The organism is Stenotrophomonas sp. PS02298, from assembly GCF_029959445.1.
In the GTDB taxonomy this organism is placed as follows: domain Bacteria; phylum Pseudomonadota; class Gammaproteobacteria; order Xanthomonadales; family Xanthomonadaceae; genus Stenotrophomonas.
Genome location: NZ_JASCOR010000031.1, coordinates 24,364 through 34,231 on the forward strand (window position 1 = coordinate 24,364; position 9,868 = coordinate 34,231).

At 64.5% G+C, this 9,868-nt stretch carries 9 protein-coding genes; all 9 read left to right on the forward strand.

Features of this window, described 5'->3' with window-relative positions:
- The first annotated feature begins 195 nt into the window (after positions 1 to 195).
- The gene (locus QMX78_RS07115; protein ID WP_282267911.1) at positions 196 to 1,014 is read left to right on the forward strand and encodes a nucleotidyltransferase domain-containing protein; all 819 of its coding nucleotides are present in this window, start codon (positions 196 to 198) and stop codon (positions 1,012 to 1,014) included.
- 65 nt (positions 1,015 to 1,079) lie between these two features.
- Entirely contained in the window at positions 1,080 to 1,619 is a 540-nt protein-coding gene (locus QMX78_RS07120) for a gamma carbonic anhydrase family protein (protein ID WP_282267913.1), read from the forward strand.
- A 78-nt stretch (positions 1,620 to 1,697) separates the two neighbouring features.
- Positions 1,698 to 2,618: a DUF2167 domain-containing protein gene (locus QMX78_RS07125; protein WP_282267915.1), complete on the forward strand. Its 921-nt coding sequence runs from the start codon at positions 1,698 to 1,700 to the stop codon at positions 2,616 to 2,618.
- Between the two features lie 183 nt (positions 2,619 to 2,801).
- Positions 2,802 to 3,497, forward strand: coding sequence for an RDD family protein (locus tag QMX78_RS07130; RefSeq protein WP_282267917.1), 696 nt, complete (start codon positions 2,802 to 2,804; stop codon positions 3,495 to 3,497).
- Positions 3,494 to 4,486, forward strand: a complete 993-nt coding sequence (locus tag QMX78_RS07135) for a stage II sporulation protein M (RefSeq protein ID WP_282267919.1) — start codon at positions 3,494 to 3,496, stop codon at positions 4,484 to 4,486. Before QMX78_RS07130 ends, QMX78_RS07135 begins: the two co-directional genes overlap by 4 nt.
- Positions 4,476 to 6,059, forward strand: a complete 1,584-nt coding sequence (locus QMX78_RS07140; protein WP_282267920.1) for a DUF4129 domain-containing protein — start codon at positions 4,476 to 4,478, stop codon at positions 6,057 to 6,059. The genes QMX78_RS07135 and QMX78_RS07140 overlap by 11 nt, the downstream gene beginning before the upstream one ends.
- Positions 6,056 to 7,204, forward strand: coding sequence for a DUF4350 domain-containing protein (locus tag QMX78_RS07145; RefSeq protein ID WP_282267921.1), 1,149 nt, complete (start codon positions 6,056 to 6,058; stop codon positions 7,202 to 7,204). Before QMX78_RS07140 ends, QMX78_RS07145 begins: the two co-directional genes overlap by 4 nt.
- Positions 7,201 to 8,232 (forward strand): MoxR family ATPase, encoded by a 1,032-nt coding sequence (locus QMX78_RS07150; RefSeq protein ID WP_282267923.1) that lies wholly within the window; start codon positions 7,201 to 7,203, stop codon positions 8,230 to 8,232. The genes QMX78_RS07145 and QMX78_RS07150 overlap by 4 nt, the downstream gene beginning before the upstream one ends.
- Positions 8,233 to 8,452: 220 nt before the next feature.
- Positions 8,453 to 9,751 (forward strand): DUF58 domain-containing protein, encoded by a 1,299-nt coding sequence (locus QMX78_RS07155; RefSeq protein ID WP_282267924.1) that lies wholly within the window; start codon positions 8,453 to 8,455, stop codon positions 9,749 to 9,751.
- The last annotated feature ends 117 nt before the right edge of the window (positions 9,752 to 9,868 follow it).

The following is a 9,868-nucleotide window of genomic DNA, read 5'->3' on the forward strand; positions in this document are numbered from 1 at the left end:
TTAGAAGCTCTACCCCTCCCCAATCCTCCCCTGCGCTATGCGCAAGGGAGGGAGCAGAGGCGGCGCCCTACCAACTGAATGAACACGCGAAACAACCCCCTCCCTTGCGCCGAAGGCGGAGGGGAGGGTTGGGGAGGGGTGCCTTTCGCGCGCACCCTGACTAGACTTCGTCTCCCGCTAAAGGAGCCGCAGAATATGGACATTCATCCGATCGACCCGGAAAAACGCCAAGCCGTACTCGCCGCGCTGGAACAGATCGAACGTCAGCACGACGTACGCGTTTTGATGGCCTGCGAATCCGGCAGCCGCGGCTGGGGATTCTCGTCGCCGGACAGCGACTACGATGCCCGCTTCATCTACGTCCATCGCCACCCTTGGTACCTGAGTGTCAACGAACGTACTGCCCCGGGTGAAGCACAACGCGATGTGATCGAGCTACCCATCGATGACGAGCTGGATATCAGCGGTTGGGACCTGCGCAAAGCATTGCGCCTGGTCTCCAAGTCCAACCCAACCCTGTCCGAATGGCTGCGCTCACCCATCCACTATCGCGGTGACGCTCAAGCCATCTCAGAACTGCAAGCCGCGGTACAGCAGTTTCACTCGCCTCTGGGCAGCTGGTGGCATTACTTCAACATGGCCAGCGCCAATCATCGCGGCTATCTGAAAGGCGAGCGGGTGCGCACCAAGAAATACCTTTACGTGTTGCGGCCGTTGCTCGCCTGCCAATGGATAGAGAACGAGCCCACACCGCCGCCAATGGCTTTTGAGGACCTGCTCGATCGCCTGCTCCCCGAGGGCACTGTACGCAACGCCATTGATCAACTGCTGGCGACAAAGCGACGCAGCGCGGAGGTAGCCGATGGCCCTCGCATAGCCCTCATCAGCGACTACATTGATGCCGAGCTTGCGCGGCGTGGCAATACACCACCCCTGTTGACCGCAGGCCAAGGTGACGCCAACGCGCTTGACGAGCTTTTCAGACAAATGCTCATTGCCCACGCACCGCGCTAAATCCGCCTATAGGGCAACTGCGACTATGATGCTGCTTGCCAAATTCGTTCCCCAAGGCGATCACCATGCCCGCACTGCGCCCCTTCCTGGATAAAACCCCCACCCTCGGCGAGCGCGTCTATATCGACGAAGCCTGCACCATCATCGGTGATGTGCAGATTGGCGATGATGCCTCGGTGTGGCCGGGCACCGTGATCCGCGGTGATGTGAATTACGTCCGCATCGGTGCACGCACCAATGTGCAGGACGGCACCATCATCCATGTCAGCCACGAAAGTCCCTACAACAAGGGCGGCTACCCGACGCTGATCGGCGAAGGCGTCACCGTCGGCCATGGCTGCATCATCCACGCCTGCACCATTGGTGATTACTGCCTGATCGGCATGGGTGCCTGCATCCTCGATGGTGCGGTGATCGAGACCAATGCCTTCATCGCTGCCGGCGCGGTCATCGGGCCGGGCAAGCTGGTGCGCAGCGGCGAGTTGTGGGCTGGCAACCCGGCACGGCTGATGCGCCAGCTCAGCGAGAAGGACATCGAGGGCCTGCGCTACTCCGCCGATCACTACGTCAGGGTCAAGGACCAGTACCGCGGCATGCAGGGCTGAGCGAGCAGGCATTGTCGGCAACCACCCTGCGGGTGCACACTGCCGGCCTTGGCGTGGGGACGCCTTCGAGGGTTTGACATGAAGTCGATGAAAAACGTGGCGCAGCGCCTGTTGGCGGCTGCGGCACTGCTGTGCGTGGTTTGCTTTTCCGCCTCCGCCCAGGACGCTGCCCAGCAAGAACAGGGCATGAGCGCGGAGCAGTTCGAGCAGTCGCTGCAGTTCCGCAGCGGGCAGATCGAGGTACCCGAGGCACGGGCCCACTTCAATTTGAATGACGAGTTCCGCTATCTGGACAAGGCTGACGCGCGCCGGGTGCTGGAAGACATGTGGGGCAATCCGCCCGATGACAGTGTGTTGGGCATGATCGTGCCGCGCAGTCCAGGCTTGAGCGAGCAGGACAGCTGGGCGGTGGTGGTGACCTGGTCCGACGATGGCTACGTGTCCGACGAAGATGCCAGCAAGATCGACTACGCCGACCTGCTCAAGACCATGCAGGCCGAGACCCGCGACAGCAACCCGGAGCGCATCAAGGCCGGCTATGGCTCGCTCGACCTGGTGGGCTGGGCGGTGCCGCCCCGCTATGAGGCAGGCAGCAAGAAGCTCTACTGGGCACGCGAGCTGGCCTTCAACGACCAGCCCGATCACACCCTCAACTACGACATCCGCGTGCTCGGCCGGCACGGCTACCTGAGCTTGAATGCCGTCTCAGGAATGTCGGAACTGGCACTGGTACGCGAGGGCATGGACAAGCTGCTGCCAATGGCCGAGTTCGACCAGGGCGCACGTTATGCCGATCACAACCCCAGCACCGACAAGGTCGCCGCCTATGGCGTGGCTACCCTGATCGGCGGTGGCTTGGCGGCCAAAGCCGGGCTGTTTGCCAAGCTCGGCCTGCTGCTGGCCAAGTTCTGGAAACTGCTGCTGATCGGCATGCTGTTCCTCGGCGGTGCGATCAGGAAGCTGTTCGTGCGTGGCGACGACAACCGCACCGTGCGCTGAAACCCGCCCCACCCGGCCTGCCGCTGCCAACGGCGGGCTGGGTTTTCCTGCTGCCGCCAGCTAAAGTCAGCATTCTGATAGGGACGTAGCAGAGACACGAATGCCACAGGCATCCGTCCGGGCTGGACTCCGGGCTTCCATCCGCCGCATGCAGGACCACCAGCAGGTGCTGGAGCCAAGGCAATGAGCACAGCGCGGCCGATGCTGGACACCTATCGCGAGGTCATCACCCCCGAAGGCGTGCCGCTACACCTGCCCGCCGCAGGCCCGGTACCGCGTGCACTGGCCTGGCTGATCGACCTGTGCGTGCGCTTTGGCGTGCTGGCGGTGATGAGCCCATTGCTGTTCGCGCTGGGCGAATTCGGTAGCGGTCTTTATCTCGGGCTGATGTTCCTGATGTTCTGGGCCTACCCGATCGTGCTGGAGGTGTGGTTCGGCCGCACCTTGGGCAAAAAGGTGCTGGGCCTGCGCGTGGTCGCCCGCGACGGCGCACCGTTGGGCTGGATGGCGGCGATCGTGCGCAACCTGCTACGCACTGTCGACGCGCTGCCGTTTGGTTACGCGCTGGGCCTGGTCACCTGCCTGTTTGACGCGCATGGCCGTCGTCTGGGCGATCTGGTCGCCGGCTCGCTGGTAATCCATACCGTGCCACGTCCGGCCACGCCGCCAGCGCGCATCGATACCGCACTGCCACCACCGCTGCCCTTGCAGCCCAGCGAACAGGCTGCCTTGATCGCCTTCGCCGACCGCGCGCCGGCACTTTCACCAGGCCGTCAGCGTGAGCTGGCCGACATCGCCAGCGAGCTGAGCCAGGAGCGCGGCCAGGCTGGCGTCGTGCGTTTGTATGCAATGGCCAACTGGTTGCTGGGGCGGCGATGAAACAGGAACAGTTTGTCACCCGCTATCAGCACGAATGGCAGCAATTCGAGGACTGGCTGCAACGCCGTGGCGAACGCACGCGGAAGCAGCGGCCCAGCATCGACCCCGACGTGCTGGGCGATGAAACCATCCCACAGCGCTACCGCCGCCTCTGCCAGCAGCTGGCCTTGGCGCGCCGCCGTGGTTACAGCCCGCAGCTGGTGGAACAACTGCAGCAACTGATGCAGCGCGGCCACAACCTGCTGTACCGCACACCGGCACCGCGCTGGCAGCGTGCGCTTGAATTCCTGTTCGCCGATTTCCCAAGCACCGTACGCAGCCAGGCAGGCGCGATGTGGGTGGCGTGCGCACTGTTCGCGATCCCGCTGGTCGGCATCTTCGTGCTGCTGCAATACAAGCCTGAGCTGATCCACATGCTGATGGATCCACGCCAGCTGGCGAACATCGAAAAGATGTATGACCCGGCCGCCGACAATCTGGGCCGCGACAGCGGCACCGACTGGGCAATGTTCGGCCACTACATCATGAACAACATCAGCATCGGCCTGCGCACCTTTGCCAGCGGACTATTGGCCGGCATCGGCACCATCCTCGTATTGCTGTTCAACGGCATCACCATTGGTGCGGTGGCCGGGCATCTGCAGCAGATCGGCTCGGGCGATCCGTTCTGGCGCTTTGTGGTCGGCCACGCGCCGTTCGAGCTGACCGCCATTGTGATTGCTGGCGGTGCCGGCCTGCAGCTTGGCCTGCGTCTGGTGGCACCAGGCCACAAACGCCGCATCGATGCACTGATCGAAGGCGGCGTGATTGGTGCACGGCTGTGCCTGGGCGTGGCCTTCATGCTGCTGGTGGCTGCTTTCATCGAGGCGTTCTGGTCATCGATCGCGTGGGTGCCGATGTGGGGCAAGCTCGGCGTGTCTGCCGTGCTGTGGACGGCCGTGCTGTTGTGGCTGTGGCGCGGCGGACACGGAGGTGATCATGCGGATTGATCAGCTCGATGTCGCACTGCGTGCGCGTTCGCAGTGGGAAGCGATGGAACTGGGCACCGCCCTGGTCCGCCGCCATGCCGGCGCAATCTGGAAGCCCTGGGTACTGCTGACACTGCCGGTGTTTGCGCTGCTCAACCTGCTTGGCTGGTGGCTGGACAACTTCTGGGTGTCCAGTTTCATCCTGTGGTGGCTCAAGCCCGCGTTCGAGCGCATCCCGCTGTACGTGATTTCGCGCGGCGCATTTGGTGCCGAGCCCACTACTGGCCAGACTCTGCGCGCGCAGTGGAACTGGGGGTGGCGCGGTGTCGGCGCCTATCTCGGCTGGCGTCGACTCAGCCCCGCCCGCTCACTGTTGATGCCGGTCGACCTGCTGGAAGGTGGCGACGCCAACCAGCGGCGCGGACGCCGGCATGCACTCGGCGGTGCCGCCTATGGTCACGCCACCCTGCTCACCTGGGTGTGCTGGCATTTCGAGACCATGCTGCAATTTGCCGGTGTTGCCTTGATCTTCATGTTCGTACCGGTGGAGCTGCTGTCCGAATCACTGCGAGCAACGTGGGAACTGATCGGCCAAGACACCCCCGCGTGGGCGTGGATAGGTTTCAACCTGCTGGCATGGTTGGCGATGACGATGATCAGCCCGTTCTACAGCGGCGCCGGCTTTGGCCTCTACCTCAACCGTCGCACCCAGCTGGAAGCCTGGGATGTGGAGATCGCCTTCCGTCGCCTGCGCGAGCGACTGGCTGGGCTGGCGCCGATGCTGGTGTTGCTGCTGGCCGTATTCGCATTGCCATCGCTGCAGGCACGGGCGCAGGACAGCGCAGATACGCAGAACCACGGCAACCACAAGGACGCTGCCGAGGCGCTGCCGGAATCAGCCGGCGCTGCAGCGACCACGCCGCAACAGCTGTTTGGCGCTGCACCCGCCGATACCGCCGGCTTCCGGCAGGCCGCGGCACGTGCCTATGAAGACCCACAACTTGGCGCCAAGCGCAGCGTCACCCGCTGGGTAAGGAAGGCATCGGACAAGAGGCCCGATACCGACGACAACGACAAACCTGATCCCGGCCCGATCCTGGGCGCCATCGCCAAGTTCGCTGCGCTGATCAGCGAGAGCATCCTGTGGATTCTGCTCGGCGCGCTGTTGGTAGCACTCGCCCTGACCGCGCGTTGGTGGCTGCCTTGGTTCCGCGGCGACGGCCGTCGCAGCCGCGACGTGCAGGCACCAGCGCTGCAGGAAGCGCTGCAGCTGCCGGAAGTGCTGCCGCCGGACATCCTCGGCAGTGCGCGTCGGCTGTGGCGCGAAGGCAAGCCACGGCACGCACTGGCATTGCTTTACCGTGCCTCGGTGGAAGTGCTGGTCGAACGCAGCAATGTCGTGTTGCCACCGGGGGCCACCGAAGCGCAATGCCTGCGCGCATCGCGCAAGATGCCGCAGGAGGCTGACCGCAACCTGTTCGCACGCATGGTGCGCTTCTGGCAGTACGCCGCTTATGCCGGCCGTCTGCCCAGCGATGAAGAGTTCGAGGCACTGATCAAGGAACTGCATCAGCAGTACGGGTGGCCGGCATGAATACCGCCCTGCGCAACACCCTGATCGTTGTACTGCTGTTGCTGACTGCTTTGGTCGCGCTCTGGTTCGTGCGCAGCTTTGAGAAGGCCAGCGAAGAAATCACCCTGCCCGCTTATGGCGAGCCTACATACAACGCGCTGTATGCACTTCGCGAAGCCCTGATCCGCGACGGCAGCAAGGCCGAAACCCGGCGCAAGCTCGACCTGCCCGCCATGCAACTGCAGCCCGGCGATACCGTGCTGATGCTCGACGACCCACGCCTGCTCACGCCGGCACAGGTCGAGGGCCTATTGGACTGGGTGCAGTTCGGCGGCCACCTGCTGCTACGCGCACCTGAAGCTGACGAAGACCTGGACGGCGATGACCAAGGCTTGCTGGAACGCCTTGGAGTGGTCACCAGCGAAGTCCCGGCGCGTTGCCAGATCTGGCAGGTCCCCGGCCAGGAATCCCACAACGAGTTCTGTAGCGGCAACCGCTTCACCCTCGCCGGGAAGGCCCGCGCCGAGCGCCGCTGGGCCGATGCAGACGACGATGGCACGCTGGCCTATGCGCGCCTGCGTTACGGCCTGGGCCGGGTGGATGTGCTGGGCGACATGGATTTCCTGCTCAATGGCAGCGGCGAACGCGACACCGGCCTGCGCGATATCCCGCACCGCGACCTGGCCCGCCTGGTGCTCGCACCCAACTACGGCAAGGGCACCACCCACCTGATCTATGCGATGGAGCTGCCATCGCTGTGGAAGTCACTGTTCCAGCGTGGTTGGCCGGTGTGGGTGCCGTTGCTGCTCGCCCTGCTGGCATGGCTGTGGATGCGCTGCCAGCGCTTCGGCGCGTTGCAGCCCTCGCCGCGCGAAGACCGCCGCTCGCTGTTGGAACATGTGCGCGCCAGCGGCGAGCACCTGCACCGCTACCGCAAGTCACCGCTGTTGTACGACGCCGTGCGCCAAGCCTTCCTCACCCGTCTGCGTCGCCGCGTACCGGTGGCCGCCGCATTGAGCGGCGACGCCCAGGCGCAGGCCATCGCCGATCACCTGCAGTGGCCCATCAGCCGCGTGCAGACCGCCTTGCAGATTCCCCCTTCGCAGGACGACATTGCCCTGCGCGACCGCATCCGCTTGCTCATCCAGATGAGAAACCAGCTATGACCGACGAGTTCACTCCGCCTGCCCTCCCCGGCGATGCACCCGCACCGACGCCCGCGCCTGCTCCCGCGCCGGTCAACACGGATCTGATTGAACGCGTCGAGCGCATCCGCGAAGCAGTAGGCCATGCCTTCATCGGCCAGAGCGACGTGCTGGACCAGATCCTGATCGCCTTGCTGGCCGGTGGCCACGTGCTGATCGAAGGCGTGCCCGGGTTGGGCAAAACGCTGCTGGTGCGCGCCCTGGCACAGGCATTGGAACTGGACTACGCACGCGTGCAGTTCACCCCCGACCTGATGCCCAGCGACGTCAGCGGCCACGCGGTGTACGACCCCAAGACCGAGAGCTTCAAGATCCGTCGCGGCCCGGTGTTCACCAACCTGCTGCTGGCCGACGAAATCAACCGCGCCCCGGCCAAGACCCAGTCCGCGCTGCTGGAGGTGATGCAGGAAGGCCAGGTCACCATCGAAGGCAAGGGCTTCTCGCTGACTCCGCCGTTCCTGACCATGGCCACGCAGAACCCGGTTGAGCAGGAAGGCACCTATCCGCTGCCGGAAGCACAGCTGGACCGCTTCCTGCTGAAGGTGCTGATCGACTACCCACAGCTGGAAGACGAGAAGCAGATGGTGCAGGCCATCACCACCGGCCGTACCGCCAGCGACTTCAACCTCAGCCAGGTGCCGCGCGTACTCAGCGGTGCCGATGTGGTGGAACTGCAGAAGGCGGTGGCTGCGATCACCGTTGACCCGCAGGTGATCGATTACGCCGTGCGCATCGTCGCGGCAACCCGCAAGTGGCCGGGTATCGCCCTGGGCGCTGGCCCGCGCGGCAGCATCGCACTGGTGCGCGCCGCCCGCGCACAGGCCGTCCTGTCCGGCCGCGACTTCGTCACCCCTGACGACGTGCGTGAGATCGCCAAGCCGGCACTGCGTCACCGCATCGCGCTGGCCCCGGAACTGCAGATCGAAGGCCAATCCGCCGACGACGCCCTGACCGCCCTGCTCGCCAAGGTGGAGGCGCCGCGCAAGTGAGCAACGCGGCAAGAAGCGCCAGCATGCCAAACGAGGCCCCCGCCTCAGCCCCCTCCCTTGCGTGCGAAGCATGGAGTGAAGGGCTGGGAAGGGGTGCTTTCGCTTCTGCCCCCTCCCTTGCGCGCGCAGCGCGGAGGGGAGGGTTGGGGAGGGGTGCTTCGGTTCTTGCTGTTGCTCCACCACGCCAAACACCAGATCTCCAGACAACCAGGCCCATGCAGTGAGACCCGCCCCCTTATTGATCACCCTGCTGGTGCTCTGGGGCCTGCTAGGCCTGCCAGTCGCCCTGCACTACCTGCCCATGCAGGCATGGACCATCAGCGCTGCGGCAATTGCCCTGCTTGCCCTGATCGACCTCGCGTTGCTCTGGCGCAAGCCCAGCCCGCAGGTCCGGCGCGAACTCCCTGACTCCCTCGCCCTGGGTGTCGAACGGGAAACCTGGCTGCAGCTGGATTCCTACGGCAAGCAGCGCGTTGACGTATTCGACCTGCTGCCGGATGGCTGGAGCAGCAACGGCCTGCCACGCAGCCTGAAACTGGGCAAAGCCAGCGAAACCCGTTTCAGCTACCGTTTCACCCCGGCCAACCGCGGCACCTTCGTGTTTGATGGTGTGCACCTGCGCCTGCATTCACCACTGCGTCTATGGCGGCAACAACGCACCGTCGGCACAGAGCAAACCGTGCGTGTTTACCCCAACTTCGCTCCACTCACCCGCTTCGCCCTGCTCAGCGCGGAGATGGCATCACGACTGGTAGGTGCGCACCTGAAGCGCCGCCGTGGCGAAGGCACCGACTTTCACCAGATGCGCGAGTACCGCGTCGGCGACAGCCTGCGCCAGATTGACTGGAAGGCCACGTCACGTGCACGCAAACTGATCTCGCGTGAATACCAGGACGAAAAGAACCAGCAGCTGGTGATGCTGATCGACACCGGTCGGCGGATGATGGCCGACGAGGGCGGGTTGTCGCATTTCGACCACGTGCTCAATGCCTCACTGGTGGTGTCGTATCTGGCGTTGCGCCAGGGCGACGGCGTCGGCTTGTTCGCCAGCGGCGGTGACAGCCGCTGGGTCGCACCGAAGCGTGGCATGGGAGCGATCGACAGCCTGTTGCGCGCCAGCTATGACCTGCAGCCCAAGCCGGTAGCTACCGACTATCTCGCCGCAGCTACCGAATTGTCGCTGCGGCAATCACGGCGCAGCCTGGTGATGCTGGTCACCAACGTCCGCGATGAAGACATCGAAGATCTGTTGGCCGCCGTGCGCCTGCTGCAGAAGCGGCATCTGGTCTGCGTGGCCAGCCTGCGCGAACGCGAACTCGACCAGGCTTTGGCCCGCGATGTGGAAACCGTCCCCGAGGCAATACAGGCCGGCGCCATTGCCGCCTACCTGCAGCAACGCAGTGATGCCCATGAAGCACTGCGCAGCCACCGGGTGATGGTGCTGGACGTCACCGCTGAAGAACTGCCTGCAGCCCTGGTTGAACGCTACCTCGCAGTAAAGCGCGACGGCCTGCTGTAACCGGCTTCGCGGCTGACGCCGCTCAAAAAAGCCGAACCTGTAGTGCCGAGCCATGCTCGGCAAAGGCATCACCAGTAAACCCTCAGCCGAGCATGGCTCGGCTCTACAGCTTTGCTC

What these genes read in the sequence shown, in the direction of transcription:
- QMX78_RS07140 (WP_282267920.1), top strand. Translation starts at nt 4,476, where the DNA reads ATGCGGATTGATCAGCTCGATGTCGCACTGCGTGCGCGTTCGCAGTGG.
- QMX78_RS07120 (WP_282267913.1), top strand. Translation starts at nt 1,080, where the DNA reads ATGCCCGCACTGCGCCCCTTCCTGGATAAAACCCCCACCCTCGGCGAG.
- QMX78_RS07135 (WP_282267919.1), top strand. Translation starts at nt 3,494, where the DNA reads ATGAAACAGGAACAGTTTGTCACCCGCTATCAGCACGAATGGCAGCAA.
- QMX78_RS07115 (WP_282267911.1), top strand. Translation starts at nt 196, where the DNA reads ATGGACATTCATCCGATCGACCCGGAAAAACGCCAAGCCGTACTCGCC.
- QMX78_RS07125 (WP_282267915.1), top strand. Translation starts at nt 1,698, where the DNA reads ATGAAGTCGATGAAAAACGTGGCGCAGCGCCTGTTGGCGGCTGCGGCA.
- QMX78_RS07145 (WP_282267921.1), top strand. Translation starts at nt 6,056, where the DNA reads ATGAATACCGCCCTGCGCAACACCCTGATCGTTGTACTGCTGTTGCTG.
- QMX78_RS07130 (WP_282267917.1), top strand. Translation starts at nt 2,802, where the DNA reads ATGAGCACAGCGCGGCCGATGCTGGACACCTATCGCGAGGTCATCACC.
- QMX78_RS07150 (WP_282267923.1), top strand. Translation starts at nt 7,201, where the DNA reads ATGACCGACGAGTTCACTCCGCCTGCCCTCCCCGGCGATGCACCCGCA.